Here is a 19,289-nt window from a genome sequence, read left to right as displayed (position 1 = left end):
TTCGCTCGCGATGACGAAGGTACTGATTGGAGTCTATGACGATGACCACCTCCCTTGCCGCCAAGATCGCCCGCGAATACGGCACACCCGCCGCCGTGATCGACATGGATCGCGTGGAGCGCAACATCGCGCGGATCCAGGCCGCCTGCGATGCTGCCGGCGTCGCCAACCGCCCCCACATCAAGACCCACAAGAGCCCGATGTTGGCCAGGATGCAGATCGCCGCCGGCGCAAAGGGCATTACCTGCCAGAAACTCGGCGAGGCTGAGGTAATGGCAGACGCCGGCATCGACGACATCCTGATCAGCTACAATCTGATCGGCGACGAGAAGATGGCACGGCTCGGTGCTTTGCAGGCCAAGGCCAATATGACGGTTGCGGTCGATAATTCGGTGGTGGTCGGCGGCCTGCCGCAGGCGGCGGCAATCTCCGGCCGTCCGTTGTCGGTGGTGGTCGAATGCGACACCGGGCGCAAGCGCGCCGGGGTCGAGACGCCCGCCGAGGCGATCGCACTGGCGCGCGAGATCGCGGCCTCGAAGGGATTGCAGTTCGCCGGCTTCATGCTCTACCCGACCGAGACCGGCTGGGCCGAGGCGCAGAAATTCTTCGACGAGGCGTTGGCGGGCATCCGTGAACACGGCCTGGATGCGACGATTGTCTCCACCGGCGGCTCGCCGAACCTGAAGAATCTCGGAAAACTCAAGGGCGCCACCGAGCACCGGCCCGGCACCTACATCTACAACGACCGCATGCAGGTCGCGGCCGGGGTTGCGGCCTGGGACGACTGCGCACTGAACATCTACGCGACTGTGGTGAGCCGCGCCGGTCCGGATCGCGGCATCCTCGATGCCGGCTCCAAGACGCTGACGTCGGATACCGGCGGCGGCCTTGAGGGCCACGGCCTGATCCTCGAACACCCCGAAGCGAAGATCGCGCGCTTTGCCGAGGAGCACGGCTTCCTCGATCTCGCCCGCAGCAACACCCGCCCCAATGTCGGCGACGTCGTACGGATCGTGCCCAATCACGTCTGCGTCGTCGTCAACATGATGGACGAGGTGGTGATGGTGCGCGGCGAGGAGATCGTCGGCGTGCTGCCGGTAGCGGCACGGGGGAAGCTGCGCTGACTGCGTCCCTACTCCGTCATTGCGAGGAGCGTAGCAACGAAGCAATCCAGTCTTCCTTTGCAGCCCTGGATTGCTTCGCTGCGCTCGCAATGACGAACTGAACGGCCTACTTTGACGGTTTGGATTGCAGCCACTTCAACACGCCCCTGCCCGCCGCCGCTCCCGTCGCAAACGACGCCTGCAGCAGATAGCCGCCGGTCGGGGCTTCCCAATCGAGCATTTCGCCCGCGGCGAACACGCCGGGCAAGCGGCGAAGCATAAAGTCGTCATCGAGTTCGTCGAAGTCGATGCCGCCCGCGGTGGAGATCGCGCGCGCAATGGATGCCACGCCGTTGAGCTGAACCGGCACCGCATTGATCCATTCCGCAAGCTCAGCCATGGGGAGCGATGAGAGCGATACGCCGGAGGCGAACGCTGCCTCTTGCAACAGGCCGATGGCGACCGGCGACAAATGCGCCGCCTTGCGCAGCCAGTTTGAAAACGACTGTTTTGCCCGGGGCGCCGCCAGTCGCGCGGCAAGGTCGCTTGGTTTGAGATCGGGCCGTAGCGCAACATGCAGCGTCGCCTGCCCCTGATCGACGACAGCCTCTCGCAGCGGCGCCGAAAGCGCGTAAACCGCGCCGCCTTCGATCCCCGCCGCCGTGACCATCGCCTCGCCGCGCACGACGTGCCCGCCGAACGACAGCGCAATGCCTTTCAAGGGCTGCCCTTGAAAGCGGTCACGGAAGATATCGGACCAGGCCACCGTGAACCCGCAATTGGCCGGCCGCAGCGGTGAGACGGCTACACCTTTCGCAGCCAGCGCTTCCACCCACGATCCGTCAGAGCCGAGCCGAGGCCAACTGGCGCCACCGAGCGCGAGCACCGTGGCGTGCGTCTCCACGGTGCGTCGCCCTTCCGGCGTTTCGAACGAAAGATGCCCATCATCTTTCCAGCCGGTCCAACGATGGCGCAGCGCGAATTGCACGCCGCTGGCATCAAGTCGGCGCAGCCACGCGCGCAGCAAAGGCGAGGCCTTGAACGTCTTCGGAAACACCCGGCCGCTGGAACCAACGAAGGTCGGCTGCCCCAACGCTTCGCTCCACTCTCGCAGTGCGCTTGGCGGCAACGCCTCGATCGCAGCCTTGAGGCGCGGCATCGCCTCGCCATAATTTGTCAAAAACTGCGGCAACGCCTCGCTGTGCGTAAGATTGAGGCCCCCGCGCCCCGCCATCAAGAATTTGCGGCCCACCGAAGGCATGGCGTCGTAGACGGTGACGGCGGCACCGCCTTGCGCCAGCACTTCAGCCGCCATCAAGCCGGCGGGACCGGCGCCGACGATGGCGATTTGATTTGGAAGAGCAGATGACATGGAGCCAGTGTAGGCCGGATTGGTAAAAGGTCGTCATGCCCGGGCTTGTCCCGGGCATCCACCACTTACTTTTTTGATCCTCAAAGACGTGGATGGCCGGGTCAAGCCCGGCCATGACGAGCGACGTTTGTCATTCCGGGACACGCGTCTTCGCGTGGACCCCGAATGACGGCCGATCGCTCTACAGCTTCACCCCAGCCCTCGCGGCGGCCTGCCCGACATATTTCTGGGTCTGTTCGAACGCGCCCTGCAGCGCCCTCGCCTTCGACATATCGCTGATTTCGGCAAAATGCGCCGCGATCGCGTCGGGGGTCCAATCGGAGGCCGGCAGATTGACGCCCTCGCTCTCCAGGATCTTGATCACCGCGAACGACCCCGCGCCCGCGCCCATGATGGTGCGGGTCGGCGCGTCCTCGCTCAGCAAAAATTCGACCGCGGGCGTAATCGCCTCCGGCCGCATCAGTGCCAGCGCCTGCGGCGGCAACAGTTCCTCCGTCATCCGGGTCGCCGCGGTCGGCGAAATGGTGTTGACGCGAATGTTGCTCTTGCGGCCCTCCTCGGCCAGCACGTTCATCAGGCCGACCATGCCGGTCTTCGCCGCGCCGTAATTGGCCTGGCCGAAATTGCCGTAGAGGCCCGACGACGAGGTGGTGACGACGATGCGGCCATAATTGCGCTCGCGCATGCCGTCCCACACCGCCTTGCAGCAATAGAACGTGCCGACCAGATGCACGTCGAGCACCTTTGCGAAGTCGGCGACTTCCATCTTGCCGAAGGATTTATCACGCAAGATGCCGGCGTTGGCGCACAGCAGATCGACGCTGCCCCATTCCTTGGTCGCGCGATCCACCATCGCCTTGACCTGCTCGAAATTCGAAACGTCCGCGCCGTCGGCCATCGCCGTGCCGCCGGCCTTGCGGATTTCCTCGACCACGGCGTCCGCCGGGGTCAGCGAGCCGCCGGTACCGTCCCGGGCACCGCCGAAATCGTTGACCACGACCTTGGCGCCACGGCTCGCGAGCCCGAGGGCGTGTGCACGTCCAAGACCATTGCCCGCGCCGGTGACGATGGCGACGCGTCCGTCAAATCTGATTGTCATGCGATAGGATTCCTGAACCGGTTCTTTCGTCATGGCCGGGCTTGACCCGGCCATCCATCAAAATCAAAGCGTTTTTGAGCAGCGATGGATTGCCGGGTCAAGCCCGGCAACGAAGGCTGGAGCAACGGTCAGGCAAGATACATCAACCCGATCCAGTCGGCCACCAGCGCGGGCTTTTCCTCGCCTTCGATCTCGACGGTGACATGGGTGCGCGATTGCAATTCCTTGGGCTTGCGCAGGGTCGCTTCCGCCAGGGTAAAGCGGCCGCGGACCCGCGATCCCGAGCGCACCGGCGAGATGAAGCGCAGTTTATCAAAGCCGTAATTGACGCCCATCGTCGTGCCCGAGATCACCGGCATCACCTCATACGACATGATGCTCAGCAGCGACATCGTCAGGAAGCCGTGCGCGATGGTGGTGCCGAACGCGGTCTCCTTTTTCGCGCGCTCCGGATCGACATGGATGAACTGATGATCCTCGATCACGTCGGCATAGCTGTCGATCCGCGTCTGATCGACGATATGCCATGACGATACGCCGATCTCCCGGCCCACCATCTCCTGATAGGCCTCCAGCGAAACCGGCGGCTTCTTCCAGACTTCATTCATTCGTCAACTCTCCGATCCGGTGGTGCGCAGCTTTTGCAGCTCCGGAAAATCCTCTTCACGAAATTCCTCGCCGCGCAAGGCGTCACCGCGATCATTTTCATGTTCAAGCCGGCGCAGCTGCACGCGGCGGATCTTGCCGGAGATCGTCTTCGGCAATTCGGTCACCAGCTCGATCTTGCGGATCCGCTTGAATGGCGCGAGCCGCGCGTGCAGATGCTTGAAGATCGACAGCGCGGTTTGCGCCGATCGTTCGTTGCCCGATACCAGCAGCACATAGGCCTTCGGGATCGCGAGCCGGATCGGATCGGGGCTGGGCACGACAGCGGCCTCCGCGACCGCGTCGTGCTCGAGCAGGATGCTTTCGAGCTCGAACGGGCTGATGCGATAGTCCGACGACTTGAACACGTCGTCGGAGCGGCCGACGAATGTGAGGTAACCCTCGTCGTCGACAAACACCACGTCGCCGCTGCGGTAGATATCGCCATCGGCGCCGCTCAATTTGCCGTCGTCGCCCTGATAGCCCTGCATCAGACCGGCAGGCCGATCAGCCCCGAGTAGCAGACTGACCTCGCCTTCTCTCGTGACGTGGCCGTCGCTGTCGGTGATCTGTACGCGATAACCGGGCAACGGCCGGCCCATCGATCCGATCTTCACCGGCTGCCCCGGCGAATTGCCGGCCAACGCCGTGGTCTCGGTCTGGCCGTAGCCGTCGCGGATGGTCAGGCCCCAGGCCGCCTTCACCTGGTCGATCACTTCCGGGTTGAGCGGCTCGCCGGCGCCGCAGACCTCGCGCAAGCTGACCTTGAAGTCCGCGAGCTTCTCCTGGATGAACAGCCGCCACACCGTCGGCGGCGCGCACAGCGTGGTGACGCGGCAGCGGCCGATGGTCGCCAGCAACCCCTTGGCGTCGAAACGCGGCTGGTTGACCACGAACACCGTGGCGCCGGCATTCCAGGGCGCGAAGAGGCAGCTCCAGGCATGCTTGGCCCATCCCGGTGAGGAAATGTTCAGGTGGACGTCGCCGGGTTGCAGGCCCAGCCAGTACATCGTGGAGAGACCGCCGACCGGGTAGCTGCGCTGGCTGTGCCGCACCAGCTTTGGTTTTGCGGTGGTGCCGGACGTAAAATACAGCAGCATCGGATCTTCGGCATTCGTCGTGCCATCCGGCTTGAAGTCTTCCGGGAAGCTCGCGGCCTGCTCGAACGGCAACCAGCCTTCATGGCTTGACGCCGCGCCGACCACGATGCGGATCAGCTTGTCGCCGCCGAGCGCTGCAAACTTCGCGACCTGATCCTGTGACGCGACCACGACCTTGGCGCGGCCGCGATCGAGCCTGTCGTGCAGCTCATCCGGCGTCAGCAGCGTGGTTGCGGGGATCACCACCACGCCGAGCTTCATCGCCGCCAGCATGGTCTCCCACAGCGGCACGACATTGCCCAGCAACAGCAAGAGATGATCGCCACGCTTGAGGCCCTGCGCACGCAGGAAGTTTGCCACCTGATTGGAACGGCGCGACAACACCGCGAATGACAATTTGGTCTCGCGGCTGCTGGCGGCATCGACGATCCACAGCGCGGCCCGATCCCTGCTGTCGGCGTTGCGCGCCAGCTCGGCGTCGAACCAGTCCAGCGCCCAGTTGAACGGCACCGGGTCGGGCCAGAGGAACCCTTTCACCGCGGTGTCGTAGTCGGAGCGGTGTTTCAAGAGGAAAGCCCGCGCGTCCTGGAATGTGGTCATGGCTAGCTCCCGACTATTTCACCGCCGTCATCCTGAGGTGCGAGCTCTTGCGAGCCTCGAAGGATGGAGTTTAGTACCTGTGGCCATCCTTCGAGACGCTGCGCGAAGAGCGCAGCTCCTCAGGATGACGGCGCAACTGTTTCAAGGATGACGTCTCCGCTCACTTTCCCGCCAACTCGCGCACGTGCTGCACGATTCCCGAAAAGTCCACTCCGCCATGCCCAGCCGCATCGAACGCCTTGTAAATCTCCTGCGCGTGCTTGCCGAGCGGGGTCGCGGCACCGGCGGCCTTGGCGGCGTCCTGCGCCAAGGTGAGGTCCTTCACCATCAGCGCCGAGGCGAAGCCGGGCTTGTAGTCGTTATTGGCGGGTGACGTCGGCACCGGACCCGGCACCGGGCAATAGGTCGTCAGCGACCAGCATTGCCCCGACGAGGTCGAAGCAACGTCGAACAGCGCCTGATGCGACAATCCGAGTTTTTCGGCCAGCGCAAACGCCTCGCTGACCGCGATCATGGAGATGCCGAGAATCATGTTGTTGCAGATTTTGGCCGCCTGCCCCGCGCCGCCGCCGCCGCAATGCACGATCTTCTTGCCCATCTTATCCAGCACGGGCTTTGCCGCCGCGAACGCCTTGTCCTCGCCGCCGCACATGAAGGTCAAGGTCGCGCCCTTGGCGCCGCCGGTGCCGCCGGACACCGGCGCATCGACCGAGGCGATGCCGTGTTTGGCCGCCAGCGCATGCGCCTGCTTGGCGCTTTCGACGTCGATGGTCGAACAGTCGATGATCAGGGCGCCCTTGCCCATCGACGAAATCACCTCGTTCCACACCGACAGCACATGCTTGCCCGCGGGCAGCATCGTAATGACGACATCGGCGCCTTTGACCGAGCCGACCGCGGTTTCGGCAATCGAAGCGCCGTCGCTCCTGGCCTGCTCGCGCGAAGCCGCCGCCAGATCGAAGGCTGTGACCTTGTGGCCGGCCTTGACCAGATTGACGGCCATCGGTCCGCCCATATTGCCGAGCCCGATGAATGCGATATGTGCCATTTCGAATTTCCTCCGCGTGAAGCGCCCTTGTGTTTTGCGCGCTTTATTTTAGTTGATCGAATAATAATTCGTCGGCGCCGATGTCAGCGAAATACGGCGCCAGCATTTCAGGTGTCACGTCTTCGATGCGCGCCGGCGACCAGCGCGGATTGCGGTCCTTGTCGATGACGGCGGCGCGTACCCCCTCGCGAAAATCGTCGCTGGCAAAGACTTGCAGCGCCGCGCGATATTCCCGCGTCAGGCATTGTTGCAGCGAAGACGATGTTCGCGCCAGCCGCAACAGCTTCAGCGTCACCACCATGCCGCGCGGCGATTTCTCGTTCAATGTCTTCAGCGTCGAACCCGCGAGCTCCGAACCGTCGCGCTGCAAGGCGGCGACGATATCTTCCATCCGATCATAGCCAAACCAGGCGTCGATGTTCGATTGCATCGCAGCCACGGGGCCCGCGGCCTCTCGAAGCGCAAACCCGTCGATCAAAAGCGCGATCTCGCTGGACACCGTGCCGGGACGAACCTTGGTGAGGACCTCGCGCAGCGCGGCCAATTTGGCCGAGGGCACCACGGCATCGGCAAAACCGGCATGGATCGCATCGGGGCCATTCATGGTCTGGCCGGTCAATCCGAAATAAGTGCCGATCTCGCCGGGCGAACGCGACAGCAGCCAGGTGCCACCGACATCGGGGAAAAAGCCAAGACCGACCTCGGGCATTGCGAGCTTTGTCTTCTCGGTGACGACGCGGTGCCGTGCATGCCCGGACAAACCGACCCCGCCGCCCATCACCAGACCGTCCATGAACGCGACATACGGCTTTGGAAACTTCGCGATCCGCGCATTCATGAGGTATTCCTGGCGCCAGAACCGCTTGCCGAGATCGCCGCCGGCCCGCGAACTCTCATACAGCCCGCGGATGTCTCCGCCCGCGCATAGCCCGCGTTCGCCGGCGCCTTCCAGCACCACGACCGCGACAGCCGGATCGGCTTCGAATTGGTCCAGCGCCGCATCGATGCCTTCGGACATTTCAAGGGTCAGGGCATTGATCGCTTTCGGACGATTGAGCCGGATGATGCCGGCCGAGCCCTCGCGCCGGACGATCAGATCGCCTTCCACATCGGCGACCGCAGCAGTGCTGGCCGTCATCACGCGCCCTCGATCAGCTTGCGCGACACGATCAGCCGCATGATTTCATTGGTGCCTTCGAGGATCTGGTGCACGCGCAGGTCGCGCACGATCTTCTCGATGCCGTATTCGCTGAGATAGCCGTAACCGCCGTGCAGTTGCAGCGCCTGGTTGGCAACTTCGAAGCCGACGTCGGTCCCGAAACGCTTGGCCATCGCGCACAGCATGGTGGCGTCGGCATCCCTACGGTCGAGGGCTGCGGCCGCGCGCCAGACAAAGGTCCGCGCCGCTTCCAGCTCGGTCGCCATGTCCGCGAGCCGAAATTGCAGCGCCTGGAATTCGTCGAGCCGTTTTCCGAACGCCTTGCGCTCCTTCATGTAGGCGAGCGACTTGTCGAGCGCGCATTGCGCGCCGCCGAGCGAACAGGCCGCGATATTGATGCGCCCGCCATCGAGCCCGGCCATCGCGATCTTGAAGCCGATACCTTCATCGCCGAGCCGGTTGGCGACGGGCACGCGGGCATTCTCGAACATCACCGCGCGGGTCGGCTGCGCGTTCCAGCCCATCTTGCGTTCGTTGGCGCCGAAGGAAAGCCCCGGCGTGTCGCCCTCGACCACCAGGGTCGAGATGCCGCCGGGTCCATCGCCGCCGGTCCGTACCATCACGACATAGAGATCGCCGCGGCCGGCCCCGGAGATGAATTGTTTTTGGCCGTTGAGCACATAATGGTCGCCGTCGCGCACGGCGCGGGTGCGCAGCGCCGCCGCGTCCGAGCCCGAACCAGGCTCGGTCAGGCAGTAGCTTGCGAGCAGCTCCATCGTGCACAGTCTCGGCAGCCATTGCTGCCGCTGCGGTTCGTTGCCATACGCATCGATCATCCACGACGCCATGTTGTGGATCGAGATGAAAGCCGACACCGTCGGGCACCCCTGCGCCAGCGCCTCGAAGATCAGCGCCGCGTCGAACCGGGTCAGCGCCGAGCCGCCGACGTCCTCGCGGATGTAGACGCCCCCGATCCCAAGGGAAGCGGCCTCCCGCATCACCTCGACCGGAAAATACTTCTCCTCGTCCCAGCGGACCGCATGCGGCGCGATTTTTTCCGCGGCAAAGTCCCGCGCCATGTCGCGAACCGCAAGCTGATCCTCGCTGAGAGCGAATTGCATCCGTTATCCGTGCTCATCACATCCTGTCGTCATTGCGAGGAGCGATAGCGACGAAGCAATCCAGCTCTTACTTGCGGCTCTGGATTGCTTCGCTACGCTCGCAATGACGCTCTGGTTTCGCGTCAGTTCATCGTCGGGATCGAGAACTCCGCGCCTTCCTTGACACCGGAAGGCCAGCGCGAGGTCACGGTCTTGGTCTTGGTGTAGAAGCGGATCGAATCCGGACCATGCTGATTGAGATCGCCGAAGCCGGACTTCTTCCAGCCACCGAAAGTGTAATAGGCGATCGGCACCGGGATCGGCACGTTGATGCCGACCATGCCGACATTGACCTTGGCGGCGAAATCGCGCGCGGCGTCGCCGTCGCGGGTGAAGATCGCAACGCCGTTGCCGTAGTCATGATCCGACGGCAGCGCCAGCGCCTCGGCATAGTCCTTGGCGCGGACCACCGAGAGCACGGGGCCGAAGATCTCTTCCTTGTAGATGCGCATGTCCTTGGTGACGTTGTCGAACAGGCAGCCGCCGAGATAGAAGCCCTTCTCATAGCCCTGCATCTTGAAGCCGCGGCCATCGACCGCCAGGGTCGCGCCTTCCTTGACGCCGATATCGATGTAGTTCCTGACCTTGGCGACCGCCTCCGCGGTGACCAGCGGGCCGAAATCGGCCGACGGATCGATCGAGGTGCCGATCTTCAGGCTCTCGACCCGCGGAATAAGCTTCTCCATCAGCCGGTCGGCTGTGGTCTTGCCGACGGGCACCGCGACCGAGACCGCCATGCAGCGCTCGCCGGCGGAGCCGTAGCCGGCGCCGATCAGGGCATCGACCGCCTGATCCATGTCGGCATCCGGCATGATGATGGCGTGGTTCTTGGCGCCGCCAAAACACTGGCAGCGCTTGCCGGTCGCGGCGGCCCGCTCGTAGATATATTGCGCGATCGGCGACGAGCCGACAAAGCCGATGGCCTTGATATCGGGATCGTCGAGGATGGCATCGACCGCTTCCTTGTCGCCGTTGACGACATTGAGAATGCCGGCCGGCAGGCCGGCCTCGATCATCAGTTGCGCCAGCATCATCGGCACGCCGGGATCGCGCTCCGACGGCTTCAAGATGAACGCATTGCCGCAGGCGATCGCCGGGGCAAATTTCCACATCGGAATCATCGCCGGGAAATTGAACGGCGTGATGCCCGCGACCACGCCGAGCGGTTGCCGCAGCGAATAGATGTCGATGCCCGGCCCCGCGCCTTCGGTATATTCACCCTTCATCAGATGCGGAATGCCGCAGGCGAATTCGACCACTTCGAGGCCGCGCTGGATATCGCCCTTGGCGTCGGGAACAGTCTTGCCGTGCTCGCGCGCCAGCACGTCGGCGAGCTTGTCGTAGTCGCGCTGGGCCAGTTCGAGGAACTTCATCATGATGCGGCCGCGGCGCTGCGGGTTGGTGTTCGCCCACGCTTCCTGTGCCGCCTTGGCGTTCTCGACCGCGGCCCGGAGTTCGGCCTTGGAGGCCAGCGCCACCTTGGCCTGGACGTCGCCGGTCATCGGCTCGAAGACATCCGCGGTGCGTCCCGACGTGCCCGCGACCTCGCGGCCGCCGATGAAATGTCCAATTGAGCGCATGAATTCCTCCCTGGTCCGAACTAGATCGCTTTACAAATCCTTTTGACCTGCATTTTATAGGAAACAAGTGCGATATATTGCACGATAGATGTGCGAAAATGCAGGATCAAGGTCGAGGAACGATCGATTGGGACGATTTTCGTTTCGTGCTAGCGATTGTGCGCGGCGGATCGGTCTCCGCCGCGGCAAAGCAGCTGGCCGTCGATCATGCCACAGTGATCCGCCGTGTCGACCGGCTGGAACGGCACCTTTCCGCAAAACTGTTTGATCGCCGCAAGACCGGATACCTCTTGACCGAAGCGGGCCAGCGCGTCGCCGACAGCGCCGAGGCGATGGAATCCACCATCGTCGCCAACCAGGAAGCCGTCGGCGGCTCGCGCGCCCATCTGACCGGGACGGTCAGGATCGGCGCGCCCGACGGCTTCGGGAGCCATTTCCTCGCCTCGCGGCTGGTGAAATTTGTCGAACGCTACCCGGATCTCGATCTCGAACTGGTCGCGACGGCCCGTCTGTTCAGCCTGTCGAAGCGCGAGGCCGATATCGCGATCAGCCTGTCGATGCCGAAGGAAGGACGAATCGTCGGGCGCAAGCTGCTGGATTATCGCCTCGGACTTTACGCCACCCGTAGCTATCTCGCCCGCACCCATGGGATCGCGACCCGCAGCGACCTCGCCGGGCATCGTTTTGTCGGTTACATCGAAGACCTGCTGTTCACGCCCGAACTGGATTATCTGCCGCAGGTCTCGCCGAAGGTTTCCGCCAAATTCCGCAGCGCCAATCTGATTGCGCAGCTCAACGCCACCATCGCGGGTTTTGGTATCGCGGTATTGCCACACTTCATGGCGACGGCGCATCCTGAACTGTGCCCGGTATTGCCGGCGGAAATCTCGATCTCGCGTACATTCTGGCTGTTGATGCATGCCGACAGCAAGGATCTGGCCCGGATTCGCGCGGTCGCCGATTACATCTATGAAACGGTGGAAGCCGAACGTCCGCTGTTCGGCGGGCCCTCAGGCAGCGTTTAATGTGGCTTGGTCTAATTTGGCTTGCGGGCGGATTTCCTGGCCGTCGGCTTTGGCGCCGCGGCGCGGCCGAGCACGGCCTCGCGTCCGGCGGCGAGAATCTCTTCGGAGAACTCGCCGGTGCCGGCGACGCGGGCCATCACCATCGTCCCCATCATGGTCGCGAGCGCAGCCGTCGCCTGCTGGCGTGCGGCCTTGCGCGAGACATCGGGAATCTGGTCCGCGAACACGTCGATCATCTGCTCCAGCTTGGCGGCGAACGCCCGGCGGGTCTTGGGGCTCTCGCGGGCGATTTCCGCCCCCAGCGTCGGGACCGCGCAGCCCTGACCAGGGTTGTCGCGATGTACCGGCGACAGATAGGAATCCACGATGGTCGTCAGGCGCTGTTCCGGCGGCGTGGACTCGCCGAGCTTGCGCCAGCGTTCGGTGGAGCGATCCATGGCATGGGCAAAAGCCTCGATCACCAGCGCTTCCCGCGAATCGAAATGGGCATAGAACCCGCCATGGGTGAGGCCGGCGTCCTTCATCAGATCGGCGACGCCGATGCCATGGGCGCCCTTCTCGCGCAGCCGCACCGAGGCCCGCTTGACGATCCGCTCGTGGGTTTCGAGCTTGTGTTCCCTGGAATAGCGCATCGCGTAGTCCTATAAGATGTTCAGGGTCATATAATAGCAGATATGACCGAGAAAAGCCCGATTTATTTCGCTTTTGCCGGCTCGCCGATCATCGAGAACGTCGCGGTGGCGTGCACCGCAAGATGGCCTGCCCCGTCGCGCACGAAGCCTTCGGCATAACTGCTCTGGCGGCCGAGCTTGACGAGTTTTCCTTCCGCCGAGATCGTGCCCGATCGCACCGAGAGCGGCCGCAAATAGGTCAGCTTGAGGTCGAGGGTGACCGAGCCCTGCCCGGCCGGCAGCATGGTCGAGATCGCGCAGCCCATGGCGGTGTCGAGCAGCGCCGCGGCGGTCGCCCCGTGCAGCAGCCCGATGGTGTTCTCCAGGCTTTCATGCGGATCGAGTTCCATCACGATCCGGCCGGGCTCGGCGATACGAAGCCGAAAGCCAATCAATCGCGCCATCGGCGGGGGCGGCAGGATACCGTCGCGGATCGCGCACATCGCCTCCAGTCCGGACATCGCGGCCGCGGCCTTGGCGACCGCTCCGGGCGCCTGCCAGTCGACCACGCGCTCCCGGCGCTCGGCGGCCGAGAACAGGTTCACAATATCCGCGGTGCTCATGAGCGCTACTCCATTAAATTATGTCCATCATATTAATGAAGCGATCGCCGGTCCGCAACGGACGTGACGGTGTTGGCGACCCTTGACAAGGCGACGCTTTGTCCGGGAAGTGGCGCGATCCAACTCATTGTGCCTGGAATCTGCCATGGAAATGCTCAACCCTCATTGCGGCGTCGATCGCGACCCGCGCGGCGTCGTCCGCCTGACGATCAGCAATGCCGGCTCGCTCAACATCCTCTCGACGCCGGTCATCAACGCCGTCCGCGAAGGGCTGGAAACGCTGGCAAAGGACGAGGACATTCGCGTGCTGGTGCTGGCGGGCCAAAGCGAAAAGAGCATGATCGGCGGCGCCGACATCAAGGAAATGGCGGCCCTCGACCAGAAATCGGCGGAGAAATTCATCACCGGTCTGCGCGACCTCTGCGAAGCCGTGCGCGCGTTTCCGGGCCCGGTGATCGCGCGGATGCCGGGCTGGTGTCTCGGCGGCGGTCTTGAGGTCGCAGCCGCCTGCGATTTCCGGGTCGCCGCCCACGACGCCAAATTCGGCATGCCGGAAGTGAGGGTCGGCATCCCCTCGGTGATTCATGCCGCGCTGTTGCCGCGGCTGATCGGTTGGGGCCGCGCGCGCTGGCTGTTGATGACGGCCGAAAACATCGATGCCCCAACCGCGCTGGCCTGGGGCCTGATCGACGTGATGGCGCCGCAGGGCGGCCTCGATGCCGCGGTCGAGCGCACCATCGCGATGCTGCTGGAATGCGGCCCCGGCGCCTTGCGCGCGCAAAAGGCCCTGCTGCGGCAATGGGAGGAACTGCCGCTGAAGGAATCCGTCGATCTCAGTATCGGCGTGTTCGGGCAGTCGTTCATCGGCGGCGAGCCGCAGCGGCTGATGCAGGGTTTTGTCAACCGGAAGCGGTGAGTTCGGAACGAACAGAACGAGCCGTCATCATCCGCCACCGGGTCGCGCGAGTGCGCGTCTGATGACAAGCCGTAGGGCGGATTAGCGTTAGCGTAATCCGCCCTCTCGTTCGTGCAGATTAGCAATATTATGATACTGCGACCGAACAGGGGGCGAGTTATGCTTTGCAACTCCGTTCGCGCGGGCCAGCGTTCTAACGATCCTCTATTCGTGTATAAGCGCACTGTACGGCAACATAAGCGCGTTTCGCACATCAGGGTCCGAATGCGAATCGTTTACGCTCAATCGCGGAGTATGCCGATTAATGGAACCTGACGAGAAGGATGAGGGAAAGAACCCCAATCTAGTGACGACGTTGGCAAGCATCGCGATTGATGCGGCGAAGCTCATAACTGGCGTCCCGCTCGACTATCCGGACCCTCTCTTGACGCCGCTCGCCACAGTTCCTCAACCTGCGAAGGAAGAACCGATCATGGACGACGAAAAAGATAAACCGCTAGTCGATCAGATGACCGACGTGGTCGCAGACGCGGCGGGCGAACTCGCCAAGACCGCTGTAAAAGCGGTTGCCAAGCGCGCGAAGAAGGCGGTCGTTAGTCGCACCCCGAAGCCCGTTAAGCGAGCCGCTAAAGCGGTTGCGAAAGCTGCCAAGGCCCCGAAGAAAACTGCAAAGAAAGCCGCCAAGAAAGCCGTGAAGAAAACGGCCAAAAAGGCGAAAAAAGCGGCGAAGAAATCGTCTGCCAAAAAGACGGTAAAAAAGAAGAAGTCTAAGAAATCCAAGAAATCCAAACACTGAAGGAATCGACATGGCTAAGAAATCAAAGAAGACGTCAGTTAAGAAACGCGTCGTTAAGGCCGCAAAATCTCTGGCTAAAAAAGCGAAGAAGGCCGTCAAGAAAATGATGCCGAAGAAGGCGAAAAAAGCCAAGAAGGCAAAGAAGAAATCGAAGCGCTAACAGCTTCTCGGCGCACCGTTGCCAACGAGCGCGCAATGCCTCAACGGCGGCTATGGCTGGCTACACGTCAGATGCCATCGCGTGAAACCGAGGCCAGGCGCTAAAATGCCGGTCAATCGCGGCAAGACATATTGACAACGAGAAGGCAATGGAAACATTATTTCCCGAGGCACGGCAACGAGCCAAACCCATTGTGTCGGGTAAGCGAGGCTGCGGCGGATGGAATACCGCTATTCACAGCTCGCGCGGTACTTGGGAGGGGCGTTTTCCGCCACAAGCGTGCCGGTCGGCCCCGGCGCGCCTGCCCGTTCCCATTCTGCGCCGGCTCGGCCGCGTCGGGGCGTCGCTAAAACCATTGGAGCAAATCGTCATCATCAAACCAGCGGATGCGCAGGGCGCGGGCATGGCTCGCACACACCGCCCGGCCTCGCCGGTCGGCGGTTGCGCTGGTGGTGCAGCGATAGGGCGGGATGTCGCTGATCGTCAGCCCCTCGCAGCGGCGTTCAACGGTGGTGACGGTTTCTAGAATGGCCATGAACGCCGGGTTTGGCTGATGTGGGCCGGCCGTCAAGGGCAGGCGCTGATTCTGGTGGCCGGCGCACAGCCACTTCCACCTTGCTGGCTAGTCAGCACCTGTTTTTTCAGATCGCAGACTAATTCCCACCTCAGGTTGAGCGAGTACCAATTCAAACGTTGATTGATTAAAAAAACCGGCGCGGTTGTGAGTTTTTTGGTGAGCGCGGTGGGACTCGAACCCACGACCCCATGATTAAAAGTCACGTGCTCGGATCCCGGATTCGCCGTCCGGTGGCTGTTACAAAATAGACCGCCTTAAGGTTAGATTGTTCGTCGGCAACGGCCGCTGTTGGCGCGAAGCGGTCGTTCATGGGAATGTCCGTTCCTGGCGAGCGGTAGGTGGCGGACGCTCGGATGATGTGGCCGTAGAATAATAAAGCGCGCGGGATTTGAATAGCCAAGGCGCGACCTATTTCATCATCCTAGAGGACCGTGGGGTCCAATGAGCAATTTAATCGGAGAAGTCGCGGCGGCTGAGTTACCGCCAGAGGACGTGGCTCAAAAGCTCCGGGATTTTCTTCAAACACTGAAGTCGTTCGGCGCCGAAAGTAACCAAATGGTCGATGCTTCTTCGGCCTTAACGGCGCTGGTCGATGACCTAGAACAGAAAGCGTTGCCGATAACGATGCCTGGCAGCACGCCATCGAAACGATGGTCTTGTGAACGACCCAAACTGGTTTTCGTTTATTCGGAAATAATTGCCAAGGTGCCAGCGGTAGGACAACGTCGGCAACGCCCCTACGGCAAGTGTTTTTCTTGAACCTCTGGACCGAGTAGCCAGCTCATAGGTACTGTTAGATCCTAAATACGAGAGGAGTATAGAAGGTCATCGACTTTCGATCGCAACCGGCAGAGATTGAGATCTTTATGGCTGAATCGGATGTTGCATGACTTCGCTTTGGTGGCAGACGAGCGCGATCTATCAAATCTATCCGCGCTCATTTCAGGACACTGGCGACGACGGCATTGGCGACCTCAAAGGAATAGAGCGGCGGCTCGATTATCTTGCCGGCCTTGGTGTCGGCGCCATCTGGATCTGTCCGATTTACTCGTCGCCGATGGTCGACTTCGGCTATGACATATCCGACTATTGCGACGTCGATCCCCGTTTCGGTACGCTGGCTGACTTCGACGACCTGCTTGGGCAAGCCCATCGGCGGGGTCTAAAGGTTCTGCTCGACTTCGTGCCCAACCACAGTTCCGACCAGCATCCATGGTTCGTTGAGAGCTGCGCCTCGCGAGAAAATCAGAAGAGAGACTGGTACATCTGGCACGACCCTGCGGCTGACGGCGGACCGCCCAATAACTGGATCAGCGATTTCGGCGGTTCAGCATGGGAATGGGATGAAGTCACCGGACAATATTATTATCACGCATTCTTGAAGCAGCAGCCGGACCTCAACTGGCGTCATCCGGGCGTGCAAACGGCAATGTACGACGTGTTACGTTTCTGGTTCGACCGCGGCGTGGATGGCTTCCGCATCGACGTGCTGTGGCATCTGCTGAAGGCTGCGGATTTTCCGGACAATCCACCGAACCCGAACTATCGGCCCGGGATGGGCGACATGCACCGCCTGCTTCAACTCCATTCGACCGACCAGCCCGAGGTGCATCTGATCGCCGCCGAGATGCGCGAAATCGCCGATAGCTATGGCGCCAGGGGTCACGGTGAGCGGGTTCTGATCGGCGAAATTTATCTGCCGGTCGACCGGCTGATGCACTATTACGGCGGCGAACGCCCCGAGATGCATCTGCCGTTCAATTTCCAGCTCATCGATACACCGTGGCGGGCGCGTTCGCTGGCAGCGGTCATCACCGGCTATGAGGCCGCGCTGCCGCCGGGCGGTGGGCCCAACTGGGTGCTCGGCAACCATGACCGGCCGCGCGTTGCGGCCAAGCGCGGACAGGCCCAGGCCCGCGTTGCGGCGGTGTTGTTGCTGACGCTCCGCGGCACGCCCACGCTCTATTACGGCGACGAACTGGGCCTGAGCGATGTCGCGATCGAACCGTCGCAGGTGCAAGATCCGCACGAGTTGCGTCAGCCCGGCCTGGCGCTGGGCCGCGACCCCGTGCGAACGCCGATGCCGTGGGATGACAGCGATAATGCTGGCTTCACTCGGGCCAAGCCATGGCTGCCGCTTAATGACGACTGGCGGACGCGCAATGTGATGCGTATGACGGAAGAACCTCGATCGATCCTGATGCTCTATCGCCGTTTGCTGGCGCTTAGGCGAGATTGGCCGGCACTGTCGATCGGTGACTTCCTCCTGTTGAAAGCGGAAGACGAGATACTGATTTACGCACGCCGGCACGGCTCAGAGCGGCTGATTGTGGCGCTCAACTTCGGGAAGCGACAGCACCGGCTCGAGTTGCCGGACTGGGCGCATGGCAGCCGGTTGCTGCTGTCCACGACCGAGGACGCTGCGCCTGTGGAAACCGTCGCCTTCCTGTTACGGTCGAACGAAGCTGTCGTGCTCGAGGCTCGATAGCAAACAGAGAGGGGACGCTATCTTGCGCATCGCTATGCTGGCGCCAATCTCCTGGCGCACACCGCCGCGCAATTACGGCCCCTGGGAACTGGTGACGAGCCTCTTGACCGAAGCGCTGGTGACGCGCGGCGTCGATGTCACCCTGTTCGCGACCAAAGACAGCGTGACGACAGCGAGGCTGGATGCCGTCTGTCCGGCTCCGTATTCCGAAGACCCCGCGATCGACGCCAAGGTATGGGAGATGCTTCACATCGCCCATGTCTTCGAACAGGCCGACCAGTTCGATCTCATTCATAATCAAGCCGATTTCGTACCGCTCGCGTTCTCGCGGCTGGTCAAAACCCCTGTTGTGACGACAATCCACGGTTTTTCGTCCGCACGCATTCTGCCCGCATACAAGGAATACGAAGCGCGCGTCCACTACGTCGCCATCAGCGACGCCGATCGCCATCCGGACTTGCGTTACGCCGCAACGATCCACCATGGCATTCCGCTGCAAGATTTTCCCTTTGATCCGCATGTCGGCGAGGGTTTGCTGTTCTTCGGCCGCATTCATCCGGACAAGGGTGCAGCCGAAGCGATCGCGGCGGCACGCCGCACGGGACGGAAATTGACGATCGCCGGTATCGTCCAGGATCGGAATTATTATGACGAGCAAGTGGTGCCCGTACTCAACGACGGGTCGGCGGTCTATCTTGGCCCGGTCGGCGGGACGATGCGCGCAAAGACCCTGGGCTCCGCACGCGCGCTGCTTCATCTCATCAATTTCGACGAGCCGTTCGGTCTGTCGGTGGTGGAAGCATTGGCTTGCGGAACGCCCGTCATTGCCCGCAATCGGGGATCGATGCCCGAGCTGATAGAGGATGGCGTGACCGGATTTCTGGTCGACAGTCTCGATCAAGCGGTCGATGCGATTGGACGCATCGAGGAAATTGATCGGGCGGCTTGCCGTGCCGCGGTATCCGCGAGGTTCACGATGGACCTCATGGCCGATCGATATTTAGCCCTGTACCGATCCATCCTTGGCTGAGAGCCGGTGATGTTACGGAGCCGAGGGGGAAAGCCCGCTTTGTGTACGCCAAGTAGCCGAGCTGAGCCACTTGTTAACATCAGGTTGCTCGTAGACTGGTCGTTAACGCCCGCTTATGGCGCACAGGGGACATTCGGTTGAGCCCGCATTCAATCGCGGCCATGGAACAGTCACCAGCGATGGTCGTTGCGGGCGTT

General features: G+C 62.4%; 20 protein-coding genes. 8 read left to right on the top strand and 12 right to left on the bottom strand.

Annotated features, from left to right (window positions below):
- Window positions 1–41: 41 nt before the first annotated feature.
- Entirely contained in the window at window positions 42–1,124 is a 1,083-nt protein-coding gene (locus GSQ88_RS18315) for a D-TA family PLP-dependent enzyme (protein WP_159009134.1), read from the top strand.
- A gap of 106 nt (window positions 1,125–1,230) precedes the next feature.
- On the opposite strand, the gene GSQ88_RS18310 is transcribed toward GSQ88_RS18315, so the two are convergent.
- From GSQ88_RS18310 to GSQ88_RS18275, 8 genes are all read right to left on the bottom strand, one after another.
- Complete coding sequence (locus GSQ88_RS18310; protein WP_159009133.1) at window positions 1,231–2,475, bottom strand: BaiN/RdsA family NAD(P)/FAD-dependent oxidoreductase; 1,245 nt, start codon at window positions 2,473–2,475, stop codon at window positions 1,231–1,233.
- A 181-nt stretch (window positions 2,476–2,656) separates the two neighbouring features.
- Window positions 2,657–3,574 carry an SDR family NAD(P)-dependent oxidoreductase gene (locus GSQ88_RS18305; protein ID WP_159009132.1) on the bottom strand — a complete coding sequence of 306 codons (918 nt, stop codon included), beginning with the start codon at window positions 3,572–3,574 and terminating at the stop codon, window positions 2,657–2,659.
- A 128-nt stretch (window positions 3,575–3,702) separates the two neighbouring features.
- Complete coding sequence (locus GSQ88_RS18300) at window positions 3,703–4,182, bottom strand: MaoC family dehydratase (RefSeq protein ID WP_159009131.1); 480 nt, start codon at window positions 4,180–4,182, stop codon at window positions 3,703–3,705.
- Window positions 4,183–4,185: 3 nt separating this feature from the next.
- A complete protein-coding gene (locus tag GSQ88_RS18295; RefSeq protein WP_159009130.1) occupies window positions 4,186–5,919 on the bottom strand; it encodes an AMP-binding protein in 1,734 nt (577 codons plus the stop codon).
- A gap of 160 nt (window positions 5,920–6,079) precedes the next feature.
- The gene (gene mmsB / locus GSQ88_RS18290; protein WP_159009129.1) at window positions 6,080–6,967 is read right to left on the bottom strand and encodes a 3-hydroxyisobutyrate dehydrogenase; all 888 of its coding nucleotides are present in this window, start codon (window positions 6,965–6,967) and stop codon (window positions 6,080–6,082) included.
- A gap of 43 nt (window positions 6,968–7,010) precedes the next feature.
- Window positions 7,011–8,105: an enoyl-CoA hydratase/isomerase family protein gene (locus GSQ88_RS18285; RefSeq protein ID WP_159009128.1), complete on the bottom strand. Its 1,095-nt coding sequence runs from the start codon at window positions 8,103–8,105 to the stop codon at window positions 7,011–7,013.
- Window positions 8,105–9,247, bottom strand: a complete 1,143-nt coding sequence (locus GSQ88_RS18280) for an acyl-CoA dehydrogenase family protein (protein ID WP_159009127.1) — start codon at window positions 9,245–9,247, stop codon at window positions 8,105–8,107. The genes GSQ88_RS18285 and GSQ88_RS18280 overlap by 1 nt, the downstream gene beginning before the upstream one ends.
- A 122-nt stretch (window positions 9,248–9,369) precedes the next feature.
- Window positions 9,370–10,866 (bottom strand): CoA-acylating methylmalonate-semialdehyde dehydrogenase, encoded by a 1,497-nt coding sequence (locus GSQ88_RS18275; RefSeq protein ID WP_159009126.1) that lies wholly within the window; start codon window positions 10,864–10,866, stop codon window positions 9,370–9,372.
- Between the two features lie 98 nt (window positions 10,867–10,964).
- On the opposite strand from GSQ88_RS18275, the gene GSQ88_RS18270 reads away from it, so the two are divergent.
- A complete protein-coding gene (locus GSQ88_RS18270) occupies window positions 10,965–11,891 on the top strand; it encodes a LysR family transcriptional regulator (protein WP_159009125.1) in 927 nt (308 codons plus the stop codon).
- Window positions 11,892–11,902: 11 nt separating this feature from the next.
- Here the strand turns inward: GSQ88_RS18270 and GSQ88_RS18265 are convergent, their stop codons facing one another.
- Window positions 11,903–12,523, bottom strand: coding sequence for a TetR/AcrR family transcriptional regulator (locus GSQ88_RS18265; RefSeq protein ID WP_159009124.1), 621 nt, complete (start codon window positions 12,521–12,523; stop codon window positions 11,903–11,905).
- Between the two features lie 62 nt (window positions 12,524–12,585).
- Window positions 12,586–13,125 carry a PaaI family thioesterase gene (locus tag GSQ88_RS18260; RefSeq protein WP_159009123.1) on the bottom strand — a complete coding sequence of 180 codons (540 nt, stop codon included), beginning with the start codon at window positions 13,123–13,125 and terminating at the stop codon, window positions 12,586–12,588.
- 145 nt (window positions 13,126–13,270) lie between these two features.
- Here GSQ88_RS18260 and GSQ88_RS18255 point away from each other — a divergent pair, with 145 nt between their 5' ends.
- The 3 genes from GSQ88_RS18255 (at window position 13,271) to GSQ88_RS18245 (ending at window position 14,997) form a co-directional block, all read left to right on the top strand.
- The gene (locus tag GSQ88_RS18255; RefSeq protein ID WP_159009122.1) at window positions 13,271–14,041 is read left to right on the top strand and encodes an enoyl-CoA hydratase; all 771 of its coding nucleotides are present in this window, start codon (window positions 13,271–13,273) and stop codon (window positions 14,039–14,041) included.
- 304 nt (window positions 14,042–14,345) lie between these two features.
- Complete coding sequence (locus tag GSQ88_RS18250; protein WP_159009121.1) at window positions 14,346–14,837, top strand: hypothetical protein; 492 nt, start codon at window positions 14,346–14,348, stop codon at window positions 14,835–14,837.
- A gap of 10 nt (window positions 14,838–14,847) precedes the next feature.
- Entirely contained in the window at window positions 14,848–14,997 is a 150-nt protein-coding gene (locus GSQ88_RS18245; RefSeq protein WP_159009120.1) for a hypothetical protein, read from the top strand.
- 346 nt (window positions 14,998–15,343) lie between these two features.
- Here GSQ88_RS18245 and GSQ88_RS18240 read toward each other — a convergent pair whose 3' ends face one another.
- Both GSQ88_RS18240 and GSQ88_RS35295 read right to left on the bottom strand, forming a co-directional pair.
- Window positions 15,344–15,532, bottom strand: coding sequence for a hypothetical protein (locus tag GSQ88_RS18240; RefSeq protein WP_159009119.1), 189 nt, complete (start codon window positions 15,530–15,532; stop codon window positions 15,344–15,346).
- Window positions 15,533–15,773: 241 nt separating this feature from the next.
- Window positions 15,774–15,974, bottom strand: coding sequence for a hypothetical protein (locus tag GSQ88_RS35295; RefSeq protein ID WP_210253850.1), 201 nt, complete (start codon window positions 15,972–15,974; stop codon window positions 15,774–15,776).
- A 41-nt stretch (window positions 15,975–16,015) separates the two neighbouring features.
- On the opposite strand from GSQ88_RS35295, the gene GSQ88_RS18235 reads away from it, so the two are divergent.
- From GSQ88_RS18235 to GSQ88_RS18225, 3 genes are all read left to right on the top strand, one after another.
- Window positions 16,016–16,333 (top strand): hypothetical protein, encoded by a 318-nt coding sequence (locus tag GSQ88_RS18235; RefSeq protein ID WP_159009118.1) that lies wholly within the window; start codon window positions 16,016–16,018, stop codon window positions 16,331–16,333.
- Window positions 16,334–16,460: 127 nt separating this feature from the next.
- Window positions 16,461–18,062 (top strand): alpha-amylase family glycosyl hydrolase, encoded by a 1,602-nt coding sequence (locus GSQ88_RS18230; RefSeq protein ID WP_159009117.1) that lies wholly within the window; start codon window positions 16,461–16,463, stop codon window positions 18,060–18,062.
- A gap of 103 nt (window positions 18,063–18,165) precedes the next feature.
- Window positions 18,166–19,092 (top strand): glycosyltransferase family 4 protein, encoded by a 927-nt coding sequence (locus tag GSQ88_RS18225; protein ID WP_210253849.1) that lies wholly within the window; start codon window positions 18,166–18,168, stop codon window positions 19,090–19,092.
- Window positions 19,093–19,289: the final 197 nt, after the last annotated feature.

The sequence above is a fragment of the Bradyrhizobium sp. S69 genome (assembly GCF_009766005.1).
Classification (GTDB): Bacteria; Pseudomonadota; Alphaproteobacteria; order Rhizobiales; family Xanthobacteraceae; genus Bradyrhizobium.
This window is presented reverse-complemented; position numbering and strand designations above follow the sequence as displayed.

Excerpts from the sequence above, each read along its gene's own strand:
- GSQ88_RS18280 (WP_159009127.1), bottom strand. The coding sequence starts at position 9,247 with ATGCAATTCGCTCTCAGCGAGGATCAGCTTGCGGTTCGCGACATGGCG.
- GSQ88_RS18255 (WP_159009122.1), top strand. The coding sequence starts at position 13,271 with ATGGAAATGCTCAACCCTCATTGCGGCGTCGATCGCGACCCGCGCGGC.
- GSQ88_RS18235 (WP_159009118.1), top strand. The coding sequence starts at position 16,016 with ATGAGCAATTTAATCGGAGAAGTCGCGGCGGCTGAGTTACCGCCAGAG.
- mmsB (WP_159009129.1), bottom strand. The coding sequence starts at position 6,967 with ATGGCACATATCGCATTCATCGGGCTCGGCAATATGGGCGGACCGATG.
- GSQ88_RS18250 (WP_159009121.1), top strand. The coding sequence starts at position 14,346 with ATGGAACCTGACGAGAAGGATGAGGGAAAGAACCCCAATCTAGTGACG.
- GSQ88_RS18310 (WP_159009133.1), bottom strand. The coding sequence starts at position 2,475 with ATGTCATCTGCTCTTCCAAATCAAATCGCCATCGTCGGCGCCGGTCCC.
- GSQ88_RS18300 (WP_159009131.1), bottom strand. The coding sequence starts at position 4,182 with ATGAATGAAGTCTGGAAGAAGCCGCCGGTTTCGCTGGAGGCCTATCAG.
- GSQ88_RS18240 (WP_159009119.1), bottom strand. The coding sequence starts at position 15,532 with ATGGCCATTCTAGAAACCGTCACCACCGTTGAACGCCGCTGCGAGGGG.
- GSQ88_RS18285 (WP_159009128.1), bottom strand. The coding sequence starts at position 8,105 with ATGACGGCCAGCACTGCTGCGGTCGCCGATGTGGAAGGCGATCTGATC.
- GSQ88_RS18295 (WP_159009130.1), bottom strand. The coding sequence starts at position 5,919 with ATGACCACATTCCAGGACGCGCGGGCTTTCCTCTTGAAACACCGCTCC.
- GSQ88_RS18260 (WP_159009123.1), bottom strand. The coding sequence starts at position 13,125 with ATGAGCACCGCGGATATTGTGAACCTGTTCTCGGCCGCCGAGCGCCGG.
- GSQ88_RS18270 (WP_159009125.1), top strand. The coding sequence starts at position 10,965 with ATGCAGGATCAAGGTCGAGGAACGATCGATTGGGACGATTTTCGTTTC.
- GSQ88_RS18275 (WP_159009126.1), bottom strand. The coding sequence starts at position 10,866 with ATGCGCTCAATTGGACATTTCATCGGCGGCCGCGAGGTCGCGGGCACG.
- GSQ88_RS18230 (WP_159009117.1), top strand. The coding sequence starts at position 16,461 with ATGACTTCGCTTTGGTGGCAGACGAGCGCGATCTATCAAATCTATCCG.
- GSQ88_RS18245 (WP_159009120.1), top strand. The coding sequence starts at position 14,848 with ATGGCTAAGAAATCAAAGAAGACGTCAGTTAAGAAACGCGTCGTTAAG.
- GSQ88_RS18265 (WP_159009124.1), bottom strand. The coding sequence starts at position 12,523 with ATGCGCTATTCCAGGGAACACAAGCTCGAAACCCACGAGCGGATCGTC.
- GSQ88_RS18315 (WP_159009134.1), top strand. The coding sequence starts at position 42 with ATGACCACCTCCCTTGCCGCCAAGATCGCCCGCGAATACGGCACACCC.
- GSQ88_RS18305 (WP_159009132.1), bottom strand. The coding sequence starts at position 3,574 with ATGACAATCAGATTTGACGGACGCGTCGCCATCGTCACCGGCGCGGGC.